Here is a 20750-nt window from a genome sequence, read left to right as displayed (position 1 = left end):
CGATCGTTCCGGACAATCGTGCACAGCACAACGAATCGTTCCAGAAAATGAACCTTGACATCCATAACCAATTGGCTATGATTCATCCATGCCAGCTAGCAACTTTCGCAGAAACCCAGAAACCGATACGCAGTTCATATAGACAAGGATTCACAATGCACGCCGAACCGACAGCCGTCCTGAAAATCTTGTCTGATCCAACCCGGCGTGCAATTTTCGAACGCTTGAGCAGAGACGGTGAAATGACAGTGCACGCCTTAACTGATCCGTCCGGGGTATCGCAACCCGCCATTTCGAAGCACCTCGGCGCGCTCAAGCTAGTTGGCCTGGTGCGCGGCCGGCGTGACGGACGTGAGACGTATTACAGCGCCGAGCCGAAAGCGCTGGCGCCGCTGTTTGACTGGATCAGTTTTTATTCGACCTTCTGGCATAACCGTTTTGACCGTTTAGAAACCCTACTGACGAGGATGGATCAATGACACCAACTAACGACACCCAAACCCTGATTGTAGAGAGGGAGTTGCCGCACCCTGCCGAGAAGATCTGGCGCGCTTTGACGCAGGCCCCCTTGATCGAGGAGTGGCTGATGAAAAACGACTTCAAGCCTGTGGTGGGCCACCGTTTCGATCTGCGCGCAGACTGGGGCGTGGTTGACTGCCAGGTCCTGGCAGTCGAGCCGAACAAAACGCTGTCTTACGCATGGGAAGCCCTTGGTCTCAAGAGTGTTGTTACCTGGACTCTCACCCCTGCTGGCACGGGGACTCACCTGCGCATGGAGCAGTCGGGCTTCCGACCGGATCAGCAACAGGCTTACCAGGGAGCCAAGTACGGATGGCAGAAATTCTTCGCAGGCCTCGAACGCGTGGTGAGTGGGCTGACGTGAGCCGCGCTCTATCACCGGTTTGCAAATGAAATATATCTGAATCTCTAAGGTGAGAACATGAAAAACCCGGACGCGAGCCAAAGCCAGTCGGCATCGGAGCTCATTTCGAAAAGAATCGCCGACCTCGGCGACTGGCGCGGAGAAACCCTCGACAGAATGCGCAAGCTCATCCAGGAAACCGAGCCGGACGTGATCGAGGAGTGGAAGTGGATGGGCACACCGGTTTGGTCGCGCGACGGTATCATCTGCACCGGCGAATCCTACAAGGACAAGGTGAAACTTACCTTCGCCAAGGGTGCGTCTCTGAAGGATCCGGCCCGTCTCTTCAACTCAAGTCTCGACGGCAACGTGCGCCGTGCGATCGACATCCTCGAAGGAGAAGAAATTGACGAGTCCGCCTTCAAGATGCTCGTTCGCCAGGCGGCCGCTCTCAACAGTGCTGGCAAGTCGAAACCTTCGAAGAAAGCGAAGTCCTAAGGGAAAGCCGCCCCTGAACAGATCCGGCATCGGGGCGCCGCAACTACCACATCAAGTCGTCCGGGATCTGGAAGGCCGCATACGGATCGTCCGCATCGATCTCGGTGCTGGTCTTGTTCACCCGCACGACGAGCGAGGCATCGCGCTCGGCGATCTTGTCGGCGATGATCCTGGGCACCAATTCTCTGGCGTCGCCCTGGCAGATGATCACCAGGCGCCCGGCGATTAAATGAGCCTGGACCGCGGCCGACACATACAGCCGTTCGACCTTCTTGTCGTGGGTAAAATTGTAGGCGATGTCGCCGTTACCCATGCTTTGGCGATTCTTCTGCACCATCTGGGTAATTTGCGCCGCGATCGCCTTTTGGGTGGCGGCCGCATCGCGCTGGGCATTCAGTTCGCGCGCCCGCTCGGCATTCTTGCGCTGCGTTTCGAGTGCAGCCAGGCGCGTTTCGTCGACACTGGCCGTGCCGCTCCGGCGCTCGGCCTTCTTCTGCTTATTCTTGTCCTGGTTGACCAGTTTGGCTTTGTTTTTGTCGACCAGGCCAGCTTTCAAAAATTGCTCTTGCAAAGAGGCCATATGCTGCTCCGTAAATAGGGTCCGCCGGCCCAGGCAGTAGCGCCGACCAGCGAAAAGACGCTAGCATAGCAAAAAATCGCCCGCGCACCCCCACGATCGCACCCTTGCTGGCGCTGCCAGGCGCTCCCACCCCGGCGTCACAGTCACAAACGGTTTCACAAGCGGTTTCACAAGCGGTTTTCTTGAACAAGGCGGGTTCGGATCGCCGCTATGCGTGCCTCTCCTTGCTGTAGCGCTTGAGACGTCGTGTGAACCGAGTAATAGCCGAGAACGAGATCGTGTTCGTGAGGGGCTGCCGAACCGAGAACGAATTCGACATCGGTCAGAGCCTCGAACTCTACTGCTTCGCCCGACGGCTCGAAAACCGCAAGGTCGCCATGCAGCAGCGTATTTGGCGCCGCTACGGCGCCCGCTGCGATAGCGGCCCAAAGGACCGTGTGATCCGCCGGCGGCTGGTAGCGCCAGCGCTCGCCAGCCTTCAGGCGCACGGCCAGATAATTGATCGATGAGGGCGGCTTGATAGCGCTGGATGCGGCGCCACAGCTGCCAAGGAGGACGCGCACCGGGCCGTCTGCCGCCACTTCTTCCGGCGCCTGATAGATGCTGACGGTGGGGCCTAATTCAAGCTCCGGCGGCAAAGCTATCCAGAGCTGGAATCCGCGCGTCCGGCCCGGTTTGTCGAGCCCGCCACCGTGCCACATGCCGCCTCCGGCCTGCATCCATTCGACGCCGCCGGCTGGCAGCAAGCCTTTGACGTTGTCGGGATCTATATAGTTGACCGCGCCTTCTGTAATGTAAGTCAAGGTGGCTATTCCAGAATGCGGATGCAGATTTCCAATGAAGGGCGGACCTTCGTGTTCAATCAGGTCGAGGAATACAAACGGCTTCAGCATTTCGCCTAAGTCGGACGGACTCATCAGGCGCGTGACCGGGCCGTGCGTGCGTCCTCGGGTGACCCGTGCAATTCGACGCACGGGAGCGGATGCAGCGGCGGGGTAAGTAGTAGAGGTAGACACTTTGTATCCTCGTAGTGAGTAGCTTATGCGCTTGCGCGCGCTGTCCTCAGCGCCGCCGTCCACCACAGCAAGTCGTCGATCATTGTTTCAGCAGGCCCCGAGAGTTCAGCCAGTCCGGCGCCGACGTCGCCACCTGTGAAGTGCGCCCAAAGGGTTGCAACCGGAATATGTACCGAAGAACGGACCGCGGCAAGTTGCAGCTCAGTGGCGGTCTGGCGCAGTTGCTGGACGCTGCGTACGCCGGCGGCGCCACCATAACTCACGAATGCCGCCGCCTTGCGATTCCATTCCGGATAAACCCAGTCCAGTGCGTTCTTGAGCACCGCTGGCGGGCCGTAGTTATATTCAGGGGTGACGAAGATAAAGCCGTCTGCCTTGGCGATTTCGGCAGTCCATTTTTGAACCACTTCGTTCGAGTAAGGGGCGCGGCCGGGCATGGCGGGCGACACGGGCTGGTCAAAGAATGGCATCGGAAAGTCGCGCAGATCCAGCAGCCGCGTTTCGACGCCATCGCGTTGCCGGAGGTGATGTGCAATCCAATTTGCCGGTTGATCGGAAAAGCGGCCTTCGCGAGTGCTCCCGATAATCACGGAAATGACAGTCATGTTTTGCTCCTTGCTGATAGTTGGAAAATGAAGATCCGCTTGCGCCATCGAGCGCCGACGAGTCAATGAGGATCGTTCCGAGTCAGCAGCTTCACACCTGGCAACGAACTATGACTAGGTATCAAACTGTGCCTGAGACTATTGTAGTTACCTGTGATAAGCTCCACAAGAAGGCACATATCTGATACCGGAGCACATTCAAGTGACTGTCAAGCACCCCGATCATGCGAGCGAAGATTGCCGCGCCGTCAGTTCCGTACTGGCGCGTGTTGGCGACAAATGGAGCGTCCTTATCATCGTCCTGCTCGGCGACGGGCCAAAACGCTTCAATGAAATCAAGCGCTCAGTGGGCGGCATTTCACAGAGAATGCTCACTCTTACACTGCGCGGACTGGAACGGGACGGCCTGGTAACGCGAACCCAGTTCCCGACGATTCCGCCGCGCGTGGATTACGAGCTGACCCCTCTCGGACATTCCTTGTGGAAAGCTGTCGAACCGCTCGGTACCTGGGCGCAGGGGCATGTTGCGCACATCGTTGAGGCGCGCACCAGGTTTGACGAAGGTATCGCAAGGATCGATTGAGGCTGGCTGAGCAGCGACTGACTCCGCTTACCACAGATGCCCATCCCGAGATTGACATGCCGATGCCTGAGGGCCAATATACAAGTTAACAATTGATAACTAATAACCAATAACAATTAACAGTTACTCAAAATAAATTTTGAGTAACTGTTAATGAAATACAATTTTAACTTGGCAGTTTCCATACTTCGGCGCGCCCCATAGCGTATTCAAAAACTTAACGCGCGGAGGAAACAAAGGGAGGATCACGCTCGATGTTTTGGCGTGAGAACACTATGGCCGTCCACGGGTTAGACAAAAAAAATGAAATGGCATTGAGTCTTGCCAGCGACGCCGCCGATGCCCAAATGGTCGGCAGGATGCGGCTGGTATTGGCGATCTCGGGCTTACTGGCGATTTTTATCGACCCCTCAGGCTTGAGCGATGTCAGCCGCTTTACCTGGATCGTCTTTTCCGGGTATGTCTTGCACTGCGTTGCGCTTTACATTTTTGCGCTGCTTAACAAACCGTTCTGCCAGAGCAAGCTGATTCATTGGATGGATGTCTGCTGGTATGCGCTGATCGTTTTATTCACAGGTGGCGTCAGCAGCTTTTTTTTCCTGTTCTTCTTTTTCGCCATTCTCACTTCGTCTTTTCGCTGGGGTTTCGAGGAGGGTGCGCGGATTACCGTCACCTCAGCGATATTGCTGGCTGCATGCGGTTTGATGCTGGATACAAAACAAGATCTTCCCCGCTTATTGTTGCGTACCACCTTCTTGCTGACGTTCGGCTACATGAGCGCGCGCTGGGGCGAGTCAAAAATAGAGCTGAAACGCCGGATTGCCCTGCTGCGCGATGTCAGCCGGCTATCAAATCCGCGTTTTGGGGTCGATCACACCATCACCTCCGTCCTGAAAAAGACATTGGCGTTTTTCAGGGGCAGCAGCTGTATCCTGGTGATCCGGGACCAGGATTCCGCGATCGATTCATTGCGGACAATCAAAGAAGGCGATGCTGAGCAATCAATCAATGCCGTGCAAATTCGTGCAGAAGCGGCATCGCGGCTGATGGTTTTTTCCCAAGACCAGATGGTTGTGTACACGCGCCCGGTTGGCCCAGCCATGTCTATACTCGGAGGATCCCTGGTGTATGAAAGTGCCAGCGGCAGCTGGCTCAAACGCGCGGAGCAAACCAGCCAGGACATGGCAGAGCTGCTGGAGACAGATTCATTTATCAGCGTTCCTTTGTCATTGAGAAAAGGAGAAGGCCGTATTTATGTCATCTCAAAGAGAAACAGATTCAGCAAAGCGGACGCCCTGTTTTTGAGTCATATCGCCGAACAGGCATTTCCGGTTATCGAGAACATCGAACTTCTCGACCGGATGGCCTCGGAGGCTGTTTCGCAAGAACGGAAAAAGATTGCATTGGATATTCACGATACTGCCATCCAACCGTATATCGGCTTGAAAATGGGCTTGAGCGCCGTGCGCAATAAAGCGGCTCCCGACAATCCCCTGATCGACGATCTCGACAAACTGATGAACATGGCGGCACAGGTCATCGGCGATTTGCGGCGCTATGCCGGAACGTTTAAAAACGAACTAGGACAGACTGAACCGATATTTCTCGTGATTCTGCGCCAGCAGGCAGCGCAAGTCCGGGAATTCTACGGCATCGACATCGCAGTCAGCATGGAAGGCGAACTGAATGTGAGCGACCGCCTGACCGCAGAAGTATTGCAGGTCGTGCGTGAAGGATTGAGCAACATCTGCAAGCACACCGATGCGCAAAGCGGCTTCGTCAAACTCCAGTGCGCAGACGGCTTGCTCAAGATTCAAATTGAAAATGAAGGGTTTGGCACTCAGTTTATCGATTTCACGCCACGCTCGATTACCGAGCGGGCCACCGCGCTGGGCGGCAAGACCCACGTGAAGCAAGGGGCTGGCGGCAGCACCGCCGTATTGATCGAAATACCCGTCTAAGAAGGTGGGACCATGAAACCGGCGCACGAAACCATTCGCGTAATGCTCGTCGACGATCACCAGACGATGTTGTGGGGATTGAGTAAACTGATCGATGGCGAAAAACCGAAGATGGAGGTGGTCGGGACCGCAAGAACTTGCGAAGAAGCGCTGGCGAAAATCGACCAGCTGGTCCCCGACGTCATTTTGCTGGACCTCGACCTGGACGGAAAAAACGCCATCGATATTCTTCCCGCCCTGCTGTCGAATCTGGTGTCGCGCGTATTGATCTTAACCGGCGAACGCAAACAAGCGACGCTGGATATCGCGGTTCTTCGCGGCGCCCGTGGGCTATTGCGCAAAGACGCGTCGGCGGAACAAGTGCTGAAGGCGATAGAAAAAACCCATCAGGGGGAGCTGTGGCTTGACCGTGAAACGCTGGGCAGAGTCTTCGGCGAACTCATGACTCCAGTCGGAGCCCAAAAACTTGACTCCGAAGCGGAAAAGAAAGCGACCCTGACGGCCAAGGAGCAAAAAATCATTCACACGATTGTCGAAGGAAGCGGCGCTTCGAACAAAGCGCTTTCGCAACGGCTGTACATATCCGAACACACCTTGTGCAACCATTTGACATCCATATATCACAAGCTGGGCGTGAGCAACCGGCTTGAGCTATACGTGTATGCGATCAAGCACCAGCTGGGAAATCCCCAATCCTGATTGCGGCTCAATGGATTCCACTTAACATTGGCATGATGGTTCGGATAATCTGGATCACAGCCGGCCCCATGATTACCATGATAATTGACGGAAATACGAAGACCACCAAAGGAAACAGCATTTTTGTCGGCACCTTGGCGGCCATTTCCTCGGCGCGCATTTGCCTCTTGTGCCGCAGGTCATCGGAAAACACCCGCAACGATTCGCCGATGCTGGTGCCGAACTTGTCGGCCTGAGTCAGCATGGTGGCGAATATGCTGATTTCCTCGACACCCGTGCGCAGCGCCAGATTGCGCAAGGATTTCTCGCGCGTGCCGCCCGCTCTCATCTCCAGATTGGTCAAGTGCAGCTCTTCCGCCAGGGCGACACTTTTGATCTTGACTTCATCAGCTACCTTGGTGAGGCCGGCATCCAGCCCTAATCCTGCTTCGATGCAAACCAGCATCAGGTCAGTGGCGTCGGGAAAGCTCTCGAAAATTTCGCGCCTGCGCATTTTTATCTTCCAATGCAGCAGGGCGTTAGGCAGATAACAGCCGATCATGGCTGCCAGCATCAAGTACAGTAAAAACGCCAGGCCGTCAAAGTTAGTCATTGTTCTCAGCGCCATGAACGTCAGCGCCGCACAGACCAGCGGCAGCAATGTCTTGACGCCAAAATAAATCAGCCGGGCGTCGTCATGCCGGATGCCGGCATTGAGAAACTTGATTCGCAACGGCGATGCTTCCCAGTTACCGGTTGGTGAAGACAGATTGGCAAAGGGACCGACCAGATTCACCATGGTTTCCGTCCACTGCGGCTTCTCGGCCGGATTGGACATTGCCTGCAGCCGCTGCGCTGTCTTGGTTGGCGCCAGCCAGAGAAACAATCCTGCCAGCCCCAACGTCACAGCGAAGAAAACGAGTACGGAAAGTATGAGCATTTCGTTCCCCTTTATACCCGGATTCTGACTATTTTTCGTAAGACCAGAACGCCGAGAACCATCAAGACCAGCATGTATTTAATGATTGCGATACCGATAGGATCGTGCCACAAGGGCGCCATGAAATCCGGATTCAGGAAACTCATGGCAGCGCCCAATGCAAAGGGCATGAGCCCCAGGACCCAGGCCGACAAGCGCCCCTCGGACGACAATACCTTGACCCTGGACAGCAGCTTCAGGCGTTCACGGATCAAGCGGCTCAGGTTGCCGAGCACGTCAGTCAGGTTGCCGCCCGAGTCGCGCTGAATCAGCACCGCGACCACGAAGTAACGCAGATCGGTAATCGGTACCCGTTCGCTCAGGTTAGTCAGCGCCTGTTGCAGCGATACGCCGAAATTGACTTCATCATGGACGATGCGGAATTCACTGGCAATCGGCTCCGGCATTTCTTCTCCGACCATTTGCAGGCCGGACGAAAATGCATGCCCGGAACGCAACGCCCTGGTGATCAAATCAAGCACATCAGGCAGCTGCTGTTCAATCCTGGTCAGGCGCCGGCTGCGCTTGTGACGTACATACAGCGACGGCAAAGCCGCCAGCGCGATGCCAACCGCCGCCGCCGGCAGGATGGATTGATGCACCAGCAAAGTCATCATCAGGCACCCCGCCACTCCCGATGCCAGGCATGACAGCAGAAGCTTGGATACGCTCCAGTCAAGCCCGGCCTGGAGGATGAATTTGTCCAGCCTGCGCGCCCTGGGAAGGCTCAGCAAGATTCGCTCGAATACCGGTATTTCGCTCAGCATCCGTTGTTTCAACAGCTGCGTTTGCTTGGTTTTATCGAGAGAAGCGGAGAGTGCCTGCAGTCGCTTCGTAATCTTCCTGGCTTGCGGTCCTCTGTATGATTTCCACATCATAAAGAAGCCTTCCAGCAGCAGAACCACCGCGACGAAAACCAGTACCGACAAGATCAGGAAAGCGTTGCCGCCAATTGATTGCAGCATGGGTTGTAGCATGGGTTGCAACATGATTTCCGCTCCCTTCATTGGTAGTGTTTAGTGGGATCGAACATAGCGTCCGGCAACACCACGCCAAACGAGCGCAGGCGTTCGGTAAACTTCGGCCTCACACCTGTCGCATGAAAATAGCCTTGCACCTCGCCGTCAACGCCAATCCCGGTTTGCTTGAAGGCGAATATCTCTTGCATGGTGATAACGTCGCCCTCCATTCCGGTCAGCTCTTGAATGCTGGTGATTTTCCGCTTGCCGTCGATCAGCCGAATGGATTGAATCATTACCGTGATGGCTGAAGCAATTTGCTGGCGCGCAGCCTTATGCGGCAGATTCTGATTGGCCATGCCGACCATGTTTTCCAGCCTGGATAGCGCGTCTCGCGGTGTATTGGCGTGAATCGTAGTGAGCGATCCTTCATGGCCGGTGTTCATCGCCTGCAGCATATCGGCCGCTTCGGGGCCGCGCACTTCGCCAATCACGATCCGGTCCGGCCGCATCCGCAGCGCGTTGCGCACCAAGGCGCGCTGGGTAATCTCGCCCTTGCCCTCGATATTCATCGGCCGCGTTTCCATGCGTACCACGTGCGGCTGTTGCATCTGCAGCTCGGCCGCGTCTTCGATAGTGACGATCCGCTCTGATGCTGGAATGTAGCCGGACAGGATGTTCAGCAATGTCGTCTTGCCGGAACCCGTGCCGCCCGAGATAATCATGTTGACCTTGGCCTTGCTCAAGCCTTCCAGCACGAACGCCATTTCCGCAGTCAAGCTCTTGTATTCGTCGACCAGGTTGTTCATCTTGAGGGGAATATGCGCAAATCGGCGAATCGACATCATGGGGCCGTCCAGCGCCACCGGCGGAATCACTGCGTTGACCCGCGAGCCGTCAGGCAGCCTGGCGTCCACCATAGGGCTGGATTCATCTATCCGGCGGCCGACCAGCGACACGATTTTGTCGATGATGCGCAGCAGGTGCTTCTCGTCGGTGAAGGTGACATTGGTCAGTTCCAGCTTGCCCCTGCGCTCCACATAAATCTGGTCGTAAGAGTTGACCAGAATATCGGATACGGTGGGATCGGCCATTAACAATTCGAGCGGGCCGAATCCAAGCATTTCATGTTGGATGTCGCGGATCAGAGTGCGTCGTTCAAGGTCATTGATCACCGCTTGATCCTCTTGCAGCAGGCGCTCGATCATGGTGGTGATTTCTTGCCGCAGCATTTCTGGAGCCAATGTTTCCAGCGCTGTCAAATCGAATTTATCCAGCAGCTTGAGATGCATCCTGCCCTTCAATATCTTGTACGCATCACTCGCGACCGGCCCCTGAGCCTGCGCCATCGGCTCTATCTTGACGGCGTTTAATTTTTCTCGAAAAGACATTTTGATATGCTCCGGTTAAATTTACTGGCTCGCGCCTGGGTCCGGTTGGAAACTTGTGGTTTTGCGTAGATTTTGCTTAGGTTCTGCCTATGCCCGCCGGAACAGCCGGTCTAACAAACTGCGACTTTCTTCTTCCCTGGGACTCAGGGATAAGGCGAATGCGGCCAGGTTCCTGGTCACTGCATTGGAACGCGCCGTTTCTATCATCGGGTCGCCGTGGTTGATCGATGCATTGACCTCTTTATACGAATTAGGAACCGTGTGCAGGGTTACCACTCCCAACGAGTCGCGTATCTGATCAATCCCGATTTCACTGCTCTTCTCGAAGCGGTTGACAATCAGCTCGATCTTGTTGGACGGATAGCCCAGCGATTTGAATATTTTCAGCAGTTTCTTGGCGTTCCGAAGGTAGGGCAATCCTGCTTGCAATACCGGGAAAATCCGGTCGGCGCGATCCAGCGCCTTGATCGAAACCGTGTCCAGGGTGCGGCCTACATCGAGCAAGATGAAGTCATACTGAGTCACTGCCAGGTTGAGGACGGCGTCGATATGCTCCGGCTTCACTTCCATCGCTTGCGCAGGATCTTCCGGCGCCGCCAGTATGCTGTAATTCGGCGCCACCCTGACCGTACTGGCCGCCAGGAATGTGGCGTCCAGGCGGCTGATGTCACGGGCGACGTCGGCCAGGGTTGAACCGGGTTCGCCATCATGCATGAACGACAGCGCTTCGCCGAATTGCAGATTGAGGTCGATCAGCAGCACAGACTTGGCTTGCGCCAGCTGCCAGCCGAGATTGGTCGCCAGGAAAGTAGCGCCGCTGCCGCCTTTGCACGGCATGAACGCCAATATCCTGCCGAGCGTCTTGGCACGGCCGCCGATACGCTTGGCCGCAATCCGGCTGACAGCGGCTTCCAGTGCAATGGCAGTCACCGGCGACGGCAGCACTTCGCGCACGCCGGCGCGCATCGAGTTGATCAGGAACTCCGGCGTTTGGGTAGCGCACAGCAAGATCACCGCAATACTTGGATGATGGGTAGTGACATATTCGACCTGGGCCAGTTCGGTCGGATCGCAGCACATGCCCTCCACCAGCATCAGGTCCGGCTGCTCCTGCTCGGCGACGTTACGCATCCGGCTTTTACCGCCTTCAACCAGCGTAACCGAGTGCGAGCACGTACCCAGGATCCTGCCCATCTCATGCAGGTTATCGGTGTTGGGAGAAATCAGCGCGATTTTCATTTTCATTTCCCTGAGCGTTAAGAACAAATTGCCGCACTGTTCGGATCCGTTCTCATTATTTCCCGCGGCAGATAGGTAGAAAAGACCGGCATCGCGATTGCAGCACGTGCTGCACTGCCGGCGATGGGCGAGATCCACTGATAGTTGAGGCTGGTAATCGTTACCGTCACCCCTACGCAAGTCGCCGTGGTACATGCGGCTGGGCTCCACGCTAGGTTGATATCGGCAATCTGCGGCAGCAACGCCTGCATCTTCGCCAGGACTTTCGCCTTCTGGGTGGTGTCGTCGCATACCACCGCATATCGCGCCCCGGCGCGGGTGGCCTCGGCTGCCGCACTCCAGGTAAACAGCATGCGGCTGAAATCGGTGATTCCCAGCAGAAAAGTCAGGAAAACAATCATCACCAGGGCGAACTCGACGACGGTGGCTCCGGATTGCGATTGCAGATTCAATTGCTGATTCATATCGAGCTCCGCATGGTGGCGCTGATATTGCTGTATGAAATTTTGCCTGTCGCATCAGCGAACGCGACGCCAAACACGCTGCCATACAGAGGGACGAATTTATAGCCGCTGACCGTAATCTTCACGGTGTTGATCAGCGGATTGGAGCCGGCGGTCTGCCAGGTCGGCGTCAGCACGTTTGACAGGGTGAGACCAAGCACCAAGGGTGTTCCCGTCCCCGCAGTGTTACCGTACACCACCAGATTTTGCGCTTCGGCGATATGTGTTCCCGGCGTCTGCAAGGACAGATAACGCACCGCATCCCGCACCGACTTGGTGATGGTGTTGTACTGGAACATCGCCCGGCCAAATTCCGTCGTGATGCAAGTGAGCAGCAGCAGCAATGGCAGGATCAGGGCAAATTCAACGATCGCCGTGCCTTTCTGTCTGACGCTTTTCTGCGTAGTTTTCATAGCAGTCCTCTTATCGAACCAGCGTTGGGACCAGCGGGCCGGCCGTACCACCCGCCAATCCATTGGTCGTACATGGACTGCTGGTGCTGCCGGCATTGCCGCGGAATTCCAATTGCACCGATACCGTCGGTCCGCTCAACGGTTGCAGCATGAACATGCATGCGTAATCAATCACCTTATTCGAGGCATCGACAACCGGCGAAGTCACCAACCTTCTGCTAAAGCCGTACAAATTGTGCTCTCCGCCAGCGCCGGGTGTAGCCAATGTCTTGAAACCGCCTTTCATACTCAAACTTGTAATGGTGTCCCCTTTGCTGACACTGGTTCCTGTATCGTCATAAGAGGCAAAGGCCGCGCGTTTCGTAGTGAAATTGGCTGCAGTCGAATCTGAACCCGCTGCCGGCGTTCCCGACCAGGCGTTTTGTGGAGATGCGTTCTTCCAATTGGCCGAGGTATACGCGTAGCCTGAAAAATCAGGATGATCGACGCTGGGACCGGGATCATTGTTCTTGTAAATCCCGAAGCGGTAATTCCACACGGTATCCACGGAAGATTGGATGCCCGGCGTTCCTAATGTGTCGCCTAGCTTGGTGCCGCAATATCCTGGTTCGCCAAGTTCCGTCTTTGTCTCGCTAGCATTCGTGCTGCCGTTCAAGTTGTACCAACCCATTTCACCATTAACCGCCGTCCCGTTGCCGATCATGGTGACCCACTCGCCGATCTGGAATCCGTAATTCGGCGCAGTCCCGCCCGTCTTGGGCTTCAGCCCGACCGGGACCGGACAAGTGGTTTGAGCGCTGGCACGGGTCGCTACCGCGAGCGCCAGTACATTTTGCGTATTCGTGTAAGCAGCCGTGTTGCCGGAAAAAGCAGCCATGGATTGCAGCAGCCACATGTTCACGCCAGGCTGCGTATGCTGGCACTGTGCGTACCTGGCGTTCGCGGCAACGGTAGTGGCGCCATAGGCGGCATCCTTGAAACTGATATCCGTAGCTGTCACCATGCCTTTACCACTCCATGTGGCTGACTGGAAATTGACATTATTCAGGTTACCGGCGGTAATGCCGGCACTGGTGGCGCGCGTCAGCGCGCTGCTCTCGCCGTCAAGCTCTTGTGCAGCCGCCAGGGCACAGCTATCCATCGCCGTCTGCAGCTCTGTTTTCACTACAAACAAGTGGCCCAAATCCAAGGCAATTGCCATGAATCCCATCAGAAATAGCAGGACGAGCGATACGGTGACTATCACTGCCCCGTCCTGATGATGACACTGGCGCTGGATAACGACACGGTCCACGATGATGCCTTTTTATAAGATTTTTCGAGATTCCGATTTGGCAAAAAAATCAAACACACACCGCTGTCGTCAAACAGGTTGCCACGCGAGCGATAAAGGTAGTGAAGCTGGCGCCGTTGGTCAGAGCCTGGAGCGCTATGACCAACGCTATCGATATGACCGCAATGATTAATGCGTACTCAACGACCTGGGCGCCGTCTTCCTCCTGCAAAAATTGATGAAACATGACAATCTCCTTTTGAACTGGTAGACGAGCCGGCCATACGGCCGCCTCGCCGACACCAACTGAGATCAAACGCATGCCGCTGTCGTCAGGCAGGTTGTCACGCGAGTGATAAAAGTCGCGAAACCGCCGCCATTGGCAGTAAGCGCCTTCAATGCCACCACCAGCGCGATCGACACGACAGCGATGATCAGCGCATATTCGACGACTTGAGCGCCGTCTTCGTCTTGCGCGAAGGAACGGACGGAGGTTTTGACCAATTTAAGAGTAGCGTTCATTTTTTTACCTCTTTAGATTAATTGTGAATTGAAATTTACTTCCCTGGTGCTGCTTGCTTACTACCTGCTTCTCCTGCAAAGCCATAAAAATATGACTCCCTTTCCTACTGGCAGCTTATCCTGCTGCCTTAATCAATAAGATCCCTGGTGCATCATTCTTACGTTACTGGGTGGCGCCCAGGCTGCCGCCAACATTGATCACGTTGATTGCCGGCGGCGGCGCCTTGAAGCTTCCTTGATACAGATTGATGGCCTCCCTGGCCGCCTTGCCATCCATGCCTGCCACCTGGTCGGGATTCTTGCCAGCGTCAGGATTGATGGTCATCTTCAGTTTGGCGGCGCGCACGGCGTCGCCGAACTTGGTGTCGTAGTTAGGAGTGACTGTCGAGCAGCCCGCCGTCAGGACGAGCAACAGTGCGATTGCGAGCTTGTTCATGGACTTTCCTTTTATTTGATTGCAGGAGCGGCGGTGTCTTCAGCACTAGCTGCTGGCGGCATGGCTGGAGCTGGAGCTGGAGCCGAAGCTGGGGCTGGAACCTGAGCCGGAGCGGATCCTTCCAGGCTGCCGTTGAAATACACTTCGCCACGACTAGGGACAACATGATTGTCCGTCGGCAGCGTCGGCGCTTCTGCCAGCGGTTTCACCAGGTGCGGCGTAATCACGAACAGCAGTTCGGTCTGATCGGTCTGGAACTCGGAGCTCCTGAACAGGGCCCCCAGCACTGGCACCTCGCCCAAGCCGGGGAAACGCTTCATGGTTTCCGTGACGTTGTTCTTGATCAGGCCGGCAATCGCGAAGCTTTGGCCATCGTTGAGTTGGACGGTGGTATCCGCCCGCCGTACCGTCAGCGATGGCAGCACTGCCGTGACGCCGCCGACGGTGGTGAACGGCGAGCCTACCTGCGACAGATCGGATACTTCGGACACCATCTTCAGGTTGATCCGGGTGCCGTCCAGCACGGTGGGCATGAACTTCACGCCGATGCCGAATTCCTTTTCTTCCAGAGTGATGGTGGGCACGCCGGCATTGTTGGTTTGCGATACCGGGATGAAAATCTTACCGCCCGACAGGAAGCTGGCCTGTTGACCACTGATCGCCATGATGTTGGGCTCAGCCAGTACCCGCACCAGGCCGTCATCCTTTTGTCCGTCGATGTTTACCGCAGTCCTGCCGATCTTCAACGCCTGTAACAAGGCATTGCCGCCGCTCAGGAAATTGGATAGCAGGGAATAGGTATTTCCACCACCATTGCTGGAGCGAAGCAGGTTGACACTCGATCCCAGTTTGTCGAGCAGCGTCTTGCTGACTTCGGCGATCTTCACTTCCAGCATGACCTGTTGCGGAGTCATGATGCGCAGCATGTTGACCACCTTCTTGCCGTCACCGTAAGCAGTGGCCAGGCTCATCGCCTCGTCGAGCTTGACGCCGTCGCTGACTTTACCGGTCAGCACCAGTGCATTTTCCGCGCCGCGCACCTTGATCCCGGTTTCTTCAGGCATCAATTCGGCTAGCTTGGCTTGCAAGGTGCCTGGATCGACGGTAACGATGATGTCCTTGATGACGCAGCGTCCATCCGAACTCTGCAGGACCACATTCATCGATCCTGCTTTCCGTCCTAGAAAGAACAGTTCGGTAGGACTGAGCAGCGTGATATCCACATCTGCCACACCGTCTGAAGCCGCTTGCGCCGGAGCTGGAGGTGCATTTGCCGGCCCCGGCGGCACGGTCTTGTCATTCGATGCTGCAGCTGGCCGGCCTGCCCGGCTCGACGGCAGGCCGCCGACCAGCATACGTGCAGCGGGAACATCCAGCCGGATGACACTCGACTTGCCGAGCGTGACGTAGGTAACAGGGTCAACCGTCACGGATCCGCAAGGCCTCAGGCCGGAAGAGCCTGGAGTTTGGTTGGCGAAAGGTGCGCTTGCCGCGAATGCTCCGTCACACAAGGCCAGCGCAGCGAAGAAAATCGCATTTCTGTAGTTGTTGTTCACTTGAACTGCTCCCTAGATTGTTTTAATTAAAAACAGTTGAGCGTCCGGCTGCCGTTCTGAACTACCTCGACGCATTGCGATTGCGAGGCTGACGCCACCATCGGTTTGCTGCGCACCACCCTGGTCTTGGCAAGCGCAACCTTGACCGGTAATGCTTCTGGTTCTGCACGCTCTCCAAACAGCTGGTTCTTGGTAATGCCTGCGGTTGCTACTGTGTTCTTGTCGACCTGGTTGCGCAGCACTAGCGACAGGGTGCCGACACTGCGCGCCAGATCCAGCTTCTCGGAATCTTCCAGCGTCAATTCCAGCGTCACCGCACTCACTACCCGAGGCTTGGTATCGTCGCGGCCAGCCTCTTGCGCCACCGCCAGCACCAGCACATGCTCCAGCACGGTCTTGCTTATCTGCTTGCCTTCTTCGCCCTTGTTTTTGTCTTGCTGCGCATTCACCATGACGTCTACATAGTTGCCGGGAAGCGCGAACCCAGCCACCCCGACCACATCGTTGACCCTTACCGTCATGGCCCGCTTGCCCTCGGCAATCACGGCGGACAGCCCCCCTTGCGTGCCAACCGGCGCCAGCTTGCCATCGAGAATCGCTTCGCCGCGCAACACACCGACTTTCACCACCCGGTCCTGCAAATCCTTGATTTCCTTGAAAGCGCCTGCGGGCACCGATCCGCTGGGCCAATCGATGGTCGACAGCATTTGCGCATTGATCTTGCTTCCCAGTTCGATATCGGACACAGCCACCACGACCTTGTTGGACGCGATGTTGCCTTGCTTCGACACCCACCCAGCCGCATATACAGCGGCTCCCAGACCGATCACCGAGGCCAGCATGAGCAATCCGATTGCTTTGACGTTTTTCATTTTCGATCCTAGTCAGGTTTGTTTTGCAAGTTACAAATAACCTAGTTGCCGCGCCACCATATAGCCGACGGTGCCTATGCCGACACTGACGCCATACGGCAATCTCCCCACCGACTTGCTTGCTTCGATATGGGCGTCCGGTAGAATGCCTCCGCTTGCCGACACCACCACGATCTGCACGATGTTCTTTACATTGCCTAGCATGCGTCCCAACACTCCGTTAAACAGTGCAAACCCCAGCGCTGCGACGCCGCCGACAATAAAAGTGGTGATGACCGCATAAAATATATCGGGGGCGCCGAGGAAAGCTCCGACCATCGCCATCAGCTTGACGTCGCCGGCGCCGGTGGTCTTGATCACATACAGCGGCAGCATCATGAGCAAGCCGAGCGACATGCCTTCAAGCGCGAAGAAGAATCCAGCCTGCGGCGACAGGGCGGCTACCGTGCTGTACACCAGACCGAAAACTGCGCCGCTCGCGGTTAGCCAGTTGGGAATCTTGTAGACCCGGTAATCCCACACCGACGCCACAATCAGCAGGGCAATCAGGACACCCGTGCGCGGATTCGTGATGAGCATGCCGAGAAGGTCGAGTAGTGAATAAAAAGCTTGCATGATCGGTCTCTGTAATCGTTGAAATAAAACGTGATCGGAAATCAACTGCGGCTTGCATCCAAGACGGCTTCTTATGCGGTCTTTACCAGAGCCAGCATCACAAGCGTGCAGACCACAACCACCAGCGCTCCCACCAGCGCGTACTCTATAAACGAGGCACCATCCTCTTCCTTCAAGAAACGCGTGAGGGCGTGCGATAGGTCGTCGGGTAATCGCATACTCTTCTCCACGGTATTTTTTGATGGTTCGGCTCGGTTTGTTTCAATTCGACTGCAATGCTCGCGTCGTTGAAGTGAGTATAGAAAGGCAACAGGACAAGTACATGGACGAGCGGTCCTTATTTGGATAGGACCAAGGTCTCTTTTAATCCGGGAGGGGGCAGGACAAAACAACTAGGAGGAGGCAGGAAAGTTCCGCTAAGAGGATTATTCTGCGCGGCTTCTTGGGCTGCCGCCGGCACGCCGATGCGCACGTTGGATGCCGCTAGGCGCGCTTCCGTCTGGGCTTGCTCGCGCTGGGTCGCCATGCCCTCCTTCAAACGCAAGTTGACCAGCTCCAGCAAATCGCTATCGGCACGGCTCTCGTCTGCCGCCAAAACCATGCGAGCTTGACGGTTTAAAAGGTATCGGCAGTGACTTGCATTACGCTAGTCACGCGTGTAAAGTTACTTTCATCATGAAAGTAATTTGCTTTTACTGCTAGTCCCAAGTTGCACAGATGCAATTTCAATCTGCCGTTATTTTTTTGTTGCCCCCTCAACCGAAACCAAGGAAACACATCATGAAAATCAAAGACTCAGTCGCTTTCGTTACCGGCGCCAATCGCGGCCTCGGGCTGGCCCTGGTGCATGAATTGCTCGCGCGCGGCGCCAGCAAGGTCTACGCCGGCGTGCGCGATCCGGCCAGCATCAAGCTGCCGGGCGTGGTCGCGGTCAAGCTGGACGTCACCAATGCCGAACAAGTTGCCGCGGCTGCCGCCCAATGCCAGGACGTGTCGCTGCTGATCAACAATGCCGGCATCGCCCGCGTATTCAGCTATCTCGATCCGGACGCAATCGAAACCGCACGCGAGATTTTCAGAACCAACTTCTTCGGCACGATGCGCATGAGCCAGGCATTTACCCCTGTCCTCGCCCATAACAGCGGTGGCGCTATCGTCAACATATTGTCGGTGGCCAGCTGGGTCAACTCGCCGGAACTGTCGCTGTATGGCGCATCCAAGTCTGCCGCCTGGGGCTTCACCAACGGCTTGCGCACTGCCCTGCGCGCACAAGGCACCCAGGTGCTCGGCTTGCATGTCGGCTTCATGGATACCGACATGACGCACGGCTTCGATCTGCCCAAGGTGAGTGCGCAGGAAGTTGCAGTGCAAACCCTGGCCGGACTGGAAGCCGGTCTGGAAGAAGTGCTGGCGGACGACATAACGCGCACCGTCAAGCAGGGCTTGTCGAGCAGCATCTACCTGGCGCCGCTGCAACGCTGAGGCCGATAGCCTGGCTTCCTTTACAAACCGTGAGGGGCGCTTGAGGATTTGTCCCGGTATCAGGGCATAGTTGCTATCATATTGAAAGTCTTAAGAACGCTGAGAGGATAGCCATCATGCAACGCAAGAGTTTCGGCAACATGCAATGCCCCATCGCCCGCAGCCTGGAACGGGTTGGCGAATGGTGGAGCATCCTGATCCTGCGCGACGCCTTCTACGGCCTGACCCGTTTCGATGAGTTCCAGAAGAGTCTGGACATCGCCCCTAACATGCTGACGCGGCGGCTTAACGCGCTGGTCGAGGAAGGTCTGCTGGAGCGTCATCTTTACTGCGAAAAACCGCCCCGCTCCGAATACCGCCTGACCCAGCGCGGCCGCGATTTCCGGCCGGTGTTGCTGGCGCTGCTGGAGTGGGGCAACAAACACTTCGCTCCCGAGGGGGCAAGCGTGGTGCTGCTCGACGCCAGCACCGGCAAGAAGGTCGAGCCGGTGCTGGTCGACGGCGCGACCGGTAAGCGGATCAGCGAAGCAGAACATGTCATGGCCGCCGGGCCGGCCGCTGGAGAACCTATCCAGCGGCGCTTTGCGGGTACGGCTCCGCGCACGGCTCCAAGATAATGTCGTATCGGATAGAAACTGCTTATTTACTGTTGCATGCTTACGACCGGCGCTGAACTGCCATCTTCAATTGGCAAGAATTCCTTCAGCAGACTGAAATACGCATCCGTTTCTTCCACCCAGGGCCGGTGCCCGCTGCGTTCAAACACCACCAGCTTACTGCTGGCGGCAGGCAGGGCTGCCTTGATTTCACTGGCGATTTTTGGCGTACCGACACGATCGTAACGGCCGACGCAAACCAAAGTCGGAACAGTCAGGGCTTGCATGCGGGAGCGCGGATCGTAGCGCTTCATGCTGCCGCCCACCTGCCACTCCGGATCGTCGCCGATGAAACTCAGGTACACATTGGAATTGTAGGCGTCCGCCTTGTCGCCGGATAGGTAGAGCTTGCTTTCCATATCCGGATCGCGCCAGTAGATGTCGAGTTCCGTCTTGCCGTAGAGCTCGCCATATTCATCTGCGCCCGATTTAACCCCACGTGCCCGCAGCTGCATCAGTTGCTCCCATATCTCCGGAAACTGATTGCGCGCAGTGAAATTCACGCTGTCGATATTCTGTTGCCAGGTCTGTGCATTGAGCAAGGTGTCGGATAAGACCAGCCGCGAGACATGCTGCGGATACTTCAGTGCGTAAGCCAGCGCAGGCATGCCGCCGTATGAATGACCGATCACCGAGATCCGTTCATAGCCGAGCGCGATGCGCAGTGCTTCGATGTCTTCCGCGTCACGTTCTACTGTGTATTCCGAGGAGCGTTGCGGCGCCAATCTATCCGATCGGCCTCTGCCGATGTTATCCAGATAGACCACGGTATGTTCCGCGGCGAGCCGCGAAAACCACGGGTGAAATGAGGCATGGCTTGAACCGGGGCCGCCGGCGATAAGGAAGACCGGCGAACCGGAACCCTCGGTTTCATAATAGATCTTGCCGAATTTCGAAGGCGCAAACTGGCCTTTACCGTGAATCTCTAGCAAGCTCTTTGCCGGCGTCTCCGAAGCGGCCTGCGCCTGAGCGCTTGCGGGCAGCCAGGACAGCATCATTGCTGCGAATAGGAGCGAACCGATTTTTAAAACGCCGCGTTGGCTTGATTGCGATTTCATTTTTATCTTTCTT

General features: G+C 56.3%; 28 protein-coding genes. 8 read left to right on the top strand and 20 right to left on the bottom strand.

The window, feature by feature from the left end; all coding sequences use genetic code 11:
• Positions 1-155: 155 nt before the first annotated feature.
• Genes VNZ60_RS18390 through VNZ60_RS18380 form a run of 3 tightly spaced genes read left to right on the top strand, consistent with a single transcriptional unit; the run spans position 156 to position 1360 of the window.
• Positions 156-479 carry an ArsR/SmtB family transcription factor gene (locus VNZ60_RS18390; RefSeq protein ID WP_325661678.1) on the top strand — a complete coding sequence of 108 codons (324 nt, stop codon included), beginning with the start codon at positions 156-158 and terminating at the stop codon, positions 477-479.
• Positions 476-883, top strand: coding sequence for an SRPBCC family protein (locus tag VNZ60_RS18385; protein WP_325661676.1), 408 nt, complete (start codon positions 476-478; stop codon positions 881-883). The genes VNZ60_RS18390 and VNZ60_RS18385 overlap by 4 nt, the downstream gene beginning before the upstream one ends.
• 57 nt (positions 884-940) lie before the next feature.
• Positions 941-1360 (top strand): DUF1801 domain-containing protein, encoded by a 420-nt coding sequence (locus VNZ60_RS18380; protein WP_325661674.1) that lies wholly within the window; start codon positions 941-943, stop codon positions 1358-1360.
• 43 nt (positions 1361-1403) lie between these two features.
• Here VNZ60_RS18380 and VNZ60_RS18375 read toward each other — a convergent pair whose 3' ends face one another.
• The 3 genes from VNZ60_RS18375 to VNZ60_RS18365 all read right to left on the bottom strand — a co-directional run bounded on the left by VNZ60_RS18375 (position 1404) and on the right by VNZ60_RS18365 (position 3561).
• Complete coding sequence (locus tag VNZ60_RS18375) at positions 1404-1940, bottom strand: DUF2058 domain-containing protein (RefSeq protein ID WP_325661672.1); 537 nt, start codon at positions 1938-1940, stop codon at positions 1404-1406.
• Between the two features lie 167 nt (positions 1941-2107).
• The gene (locus VNZ60_RS18370; RefSeq protein WP_325661670.1) at positions 2108-2956 is read right to left on the bottom strand and encodes a pirin family protein; all 849 of its coding nucleotides are present in this window, start codon (positions 2954-2956) and stop codon (positions 2108-2110) included.
• Between the two features lie 23 nt (positions 2957-2979).
• A complete protein-coding gene (locus tag VNZ60_RS18365; protein WP_325661669.1) occupies positions 2980-3561 on the bottom strand; it encodes an NADPH-dependent FMN reductase in 582 nt (193 codons plus the stop codon).
• A gap of 202 nt (positions 3562-3763) precedes the next feature.
• Here VNZ60_RS18365 and VNZ60_RS18360 point away from each other — a divergent pair, with 202 nt between their 5' ends.
• Positions 3764-4144, top strand: coding sequence for a winged helix-turn-helix transcriptional regulator (locus VNZ60_RS18360; RefSeq protein WP_325661667.1), 381 nt, complete (start codon positions 3764-3766; stop codon positions 4142-4144).
• A 410-nt stretch (positions 4145-4554) separates the two neighbouring features.
• Here the strand turns inward: VNZ60_RS18360 and VNZ60_RS18355 are convergent, their stop codons facing one another.
• Positions 4555-4677: a hypothetical protein gene (locus VNZ60_RS18355; RefSeq protein WP_325661665.1), complete on the bottom strand. Its 123-nt coding sequence runs from the start codon at positions 4675-4677 to the stop codon at positions 4555-4557.
• Between the two features lie 3 nt (positions 4678-4680).
• On the opposite strand from VNZ60_RS18355, the gene VNZ60_RS18350 reads away from it, so the two are divergent.
• Entirely contained in the window at positions 4681-6105 is a 1425-nt protein-coding gene (locus tag VNZ60_RS18350) for a sensor histidine kinase (RefSeq protein WP_325661664.1), read from the top strand.
• Between the two features lie 12 nt (positions 6106-6117).
• Positions 6118-6804, top strand: coding sequence for a response regulator transcription factor (locus tag VNZ60_RS18345; protein WP_325661662.1), 687 nt, complete (start codon positions 6118-6120; stop codon positions 6802-6804).
• A 7-nt stretch (positions 6805-6811) separates the two neighbouring features.
• Here the strand turns inward: VNZ60_RS18345 and VNZ60_RS18340 are convergent, their stop codons facing one another.
• The 15 genes from VNZ60_RS18340 to VNZ60_RS18270 form a co-directional block, all read right to left on the bottom strand.
• Positions 6812-7723 (bottom strand): type II secretion system F family protein, encoded by a 912-nt coding sequence (locus tag VNZ60_RS18340; RefSeq protein WP_325661660.1) that lies wholly within the window; start codon positions 7721-7723, stop codon positions 6812-6814.
• Positions 7724-7734: 11 nt separating this feature from the next.
• The gene (locus VNZ60_RS18335) at positions 7735-8727 is read right to left on the bottom strand and encodes a type II secretion system F family protein (RefSeq protein WP_325661658.1); all 993 of its coding nucleotides are present in this window, start codon (positions 8725-8727) and stop codon (positions 7735-7737) included.
• Positions 8728-8765: 38 nt separating this feature from the next.
• The gene (locus tag VNZ60_RS18330; RefSeq protein ID WP_325661656.1) at positions 8766-10112 is read right to left on the bottom strand and encodes a TadA family conjugal transfer-associated ATPase; all 1347 of its coding nucleotides are present in this window, start codon (positions 10110-10112) and stop codon (positions 8766-8768) included.
• An 87-nt stretch (positions 10113-10199) separates the two neighbouring features.
• Positions 10200-11351, bottom strand: a complete 1152-nt coding sequence (locus VNZ60_RS18325) for a CpaE/TadZ family protein (protein WP_325661654.1) — start codon at positions 11349-11351, stop codon at positions 10200-10202.
• A gap of 17 nt (positions 11352-11368) precedes the next feature.
• Positions 11369-11815, bottom strand: a complete 447-nt coding sequence (locus VNZ60_RS18320; protein WP_325661652.1) for a TadE/TadG family type IV pilus assembly protein — start codon at positions 11813-11815, stop codon at positions 11369-11371.
• Positions 11812-12267, bottom strand: coding sequence for a TadE/TadG family type IV pilus assembly protein (locus tag VNZ60_RS18315; RefSeq protein ID WP_325661650.1), 456 nt, complete (start codon positions 12265-12267; stop codon positions 11812-11814). The genes VNZ60_RS18320 and VNZ60_RS18315 overlap by 4 nt, the downstream gene beginning before the upstream one ends.
• Before the next feature lie 10 nt (positions 12268-12277).
• Positions 12278-13561 (bottom strand): pilus assembly protein TadG-related protein, encoded by a 1284-nt coding sequence (locus VNZ60_RS18310; RefSeq protein WP_325661649.1) that lies wholly within the window; start codon positions 13559-13561, stop codon positions 12278-12280.
• A gap of 49 nt (positions 13562-13610) precedes the next feature.
• Positions 13611-13787, bottom strand: a complete 177-nt coding sequence (locus VNZ60_RS18305; RefSeq protein ID WP_325661647.1) for a Flp family type IVb pilin — start codon at positions 13785-13787, stop codon at positions 13611-13613.
• Between the two features lie 65 nt (positions 13788-13852).
• On the bottom strand, positions 13853-14062 hold the full coding sequence (locus VNZ60_RS18300) for a Flp family type IVb pilin (RefSeq protein WP_325661645.1): 210 nt from the start codon (positions 14060-14062) through the stop codon (positions 13853-13855).
• 163 nt (positions 14063-14225) lie between these two features.
• The gene (locus VNZ60_RS18295) at positions 14226-14498 is read right to left on the bottom strand and encodes a hypothetical protein (RefSeq protein WP_325661644.1); all 273 of its coding nucleotides are present in this window, start codon (positions 14496-14498) and stop codon (positions 14226-14228) included.
• 11 nt (positions 14499-14509) lie between these two features.
• The gene (locus VNZ60_RS18290; protein WP_325661642.1) at positions 14510-16054 is read right to left on the bottom strand and encodes a type II and III secretion system protein family protein; all 1545 of its coding nucleotides are present in this window, start codon (positions 16052-16054) and stop codon (positions 14510-14512) included.
• A gap of 26 nt (positions 16055-16080) precedes the next feature.
• Positions 16081-16926 carry a Flp pilus assembly protein CpaB gene (gene cpaB, locus VNZ60_RS18285; RefSeq protein ID WP_325661640.1) on the bottom strand — a complete coding sequence of 282 codons (846 nt, stop codon included), beginning with the start codon at positions 16924-16926 and terminating at the stop codon, positions 16081-16083.
• Positions 16927-16956: 30 nt separating this feature from the next.
• Positions 16957-17541 carry an A24 family peptidase gene (locus tag VNZ60_RS18280; RefSeq protein ID WP_325661639.1) on the bottom strand — a complete coding sequence of 195 codons (585 nt, stop codon included), beginning with the start codon at positions 17539-17541 and terminating at the stop codon, positions 16957-16959.
• 71 nt (positions 17542-17612) lie between these two features.
• On the bottom strand, positions 17613-17759 hold the full coding sequence (locus VNZ60_RS18275) for a hypothetical protein (protein ID WP_325661637.1): 147 nt from the start codon (positions 17757-17759) through the stop codon (positions 17613-17615).
• Between the two features lie 119 nt (positions 17760-17878).
• The gene (locus VNZ60_RS18270) at positions 17879-18142 is read right to left on the bottom strand and encodes a hypothetical protein (RefSeq protein WP_325661635.1); all 264 of its coding nucleotides are present in this window, start codon (positions 18140-18142) and stop codon (positions 17879-17881) included.
• Between the two features lie 179 nt (positions 18143-18321).
• Between VNZ60_RS18270 and VNZ60_RS18265 the strand changes: the two genes are divergently transcribed.
• Both VNZ60_RS18265 and VNZ60_RS18260 read left to right on the top strand, forming a co-directional pair.
• Positions 18322-19023, top strand: a complete 702-nt coding sequence (locus tag VNZ60_RS18265) for an SDR family oxidoreductase (protein ID WP_325661633.1) — start codon at positions 18322-18324, stop codon at positions 19021-19023.
• Positions 19024-19139: 116 nt separating this feature from the next.
• Positions 19140-19640, top strand: a complete 501-nt coding sequence (locus VNZ60_RS18260; protein ID WP_325661631.1) for a winged helix-turn-helix transcriptional regulator — start codon at positions 19140-19142, stop codon at positions 19638-19640.
• A gap of 26 nt (positions 19641-19666) precedes the next feature.
• Here the strand turns inward: VNZ60_RS18260 and VNZ60_RS18255 are convergent, their stop codons facing one another.
• Entirely contained in the window at positions 19667-20737 is a 1071-nt protein-coding gene (locus VNZ60_RS18255; protein WP_325661629.1) for an alpha/beta fold hydrolase, read from the bottom strand.
• Between the last annotated feature and the right edge of the window lie 13 nt (positions 20738-20750).

Source organism: Collimonas sp. (genome assembly GCF_035566375.1).
GTDB lineage: Bacteria > Pseudomonadota > Gammaproteobacteria > Burkholderiales > Burkholderiaceae_D > Collimonas.
The sequence above is the reverse complement of the archived record's forward strand: the minus strand, read 5'-3'. Positions and strand labels throughout refer to the sequence as shown.

Coding starts and splice junctions, on each gene's coding strand:
- VNZ60_RS18390 (WP_325661678.1), top strand. CDS start 156: ATGCACGCCGAACCGACAGCCGTCCTGAAAATCTTGTCTGATCCAACC.
- VNZ60_RS18385 (WP_325661676.1), top strand. CDS start 476: ATGACACCAACTAACGACACCCAAACCCTGATTGTAGAGAGGGAGTTG.
- VNZ60_RS18380 (WP_325661674.1), top strand. CDS start 941: ATGAAAAACCCGGACGCGAGCCAAAGCCAGTCGGCATCGGAGCTCATT.
- VNZ60_RS18375 (WP_325661672.1), bottom strand. CDS start 1,940: ATGGCCTCTTTGCAAGAGCAATTTTTGAAAGCTGGCCTGGTCGACAAA.
- VNZ60_RS18365 (WP_325661669.1), bottom strand. CDS start 3,561: ATGACTGTCATTTCCGTGATTATCGGGAGCACTCGCGAAGGCCGCTTT.
- VNZ60_RS18355 (WP_325661665.1), bottom strand. CDS start 4,677: ATGAATCAGCTTGCTCTGGCAGAACGGTTTGTTAAGCAGCGCAAAAAT.
- VNZ60_RS18350 (WP_325661664.1), top strand. CDS start 4,681: ATGGATGTCTGCTGGTATGCGCTGATCGTTTTATTCACAGGTGGCGTC.
- VNZ60_RS18345 (WP_325661662.1), top strand. CDS start 6,118: ATGAAACCGGCGCACGAAACCATTCGCGTAATGCTCGTCGACGATCAC.
- VNZ60_RS18340 (WP_325661660.1), bottom strand. CDS start 7,723: ATGCTCATACTTTCCGTACTCGTTTTCTTCGCTGTGACGTTGGGGCTG.
- VNZ60_RS18335 (WP_325661658.1), bottom strand. CDS start 8,727: ATGCTGCAATCAATTGGCGGCAACGCTTTCCTGATCTTGTCGGTACTG.
- VNZ60_RS18330 (WP_325661656.1), bottom strand. CDS start 10,112: ATGTCTTTTCGAGAAAAATTAAACGCCGTCAAGATAGAGCCGATGGCG.
- VNZ60_RS18325 (WP_325661654.1), bottom strand. CDS start 11,351: ATGAAAATCGCGCTGATTTCTCCCAACACCGATAACCTGCATGAGATG.
- VNZ60_RS18320 (WP_325661652.1), bottom strand. CDS start 11,815: ATGAATCAGCAATTGAATCTGCAATCGCAATCCGGAGCCACCGTCGTC.
- VNZ60_RS18315 (WP_325661650.1), bottom strand. CDS start 12,267: ATGAAAACTACGCAGAAAAGCGTCAGACAGAAAGGCACGGCGATCGTT.
- VNZ60_RS18305 (WP_325661647.1), bottom strand. CDS start 13,787: ATGTTTCATCAATTTTTGCAGGAGGAAGACGGCGCCCAGGTCGTTGAG.
- VNZ60_RS18300 (WP_325661645.1), bottom strand. CDS start 14,062: ATGAACGCTACTCTTAAATTGGTCAAAACCTCCGTCCGTTCCTTCGCG.
- VNZ60_RS18295 (WP_325661644.1), bottom strand. CDS start 14,498: ATGAACAAGCTCGCAATCGCACTGTTGCTCGTCCTGACGGCGGGCTGC.
- cpaB (WP_325661640.1), bottom strand. CDS start 16,926: ATGAAAAACGTCAAAGCAATCGGATTGCTCATGCTGGCCTCGGTGATC.
- VNZ60_RS18280 (WP_325661639.1), bottom strand. CDS start 17,541: ATGCAAGCTTTTTATTCACTACTCGACCTTCTCGGCATGCTCATCACG.
- VNZ60_RS18275 (WP_325661637.1), bottom strand. CDS start 17,759: ATGCGATTACCCGACGACCTATCGCACGCCCTCACGCGTTTCTTGAAG.
- VNZ60_RS18270 (WP_325661635.1), bottom strand. CDS start 18,142: ATGGTTTTGGCGGCAGACGAGAGCCGTGCCGATAGCGATTTGCTGGAG.
- VNZ60_RS18265 (WP_325661633.1), top strand. CDS start 18,322: ATGAAAATCAAAGACTCAGTCGCTTTCGTTACCGGCGCCAATCGCGGC.
- VNZ60_RS18260 (WP_325661631.1), top strand. CDS start 19,140: ATGCAACGCAAGAGTTTCGGCAACATGCAATGCCCCATCGCCCGCAGC.
- VNZ60_RS18255 (WP_325661629.1), bottom strand. CDS start 20,737: ATGAAATCGCAATCAAGCCAACGCGGCGTTTTAAAAATCGGTTCGCTC.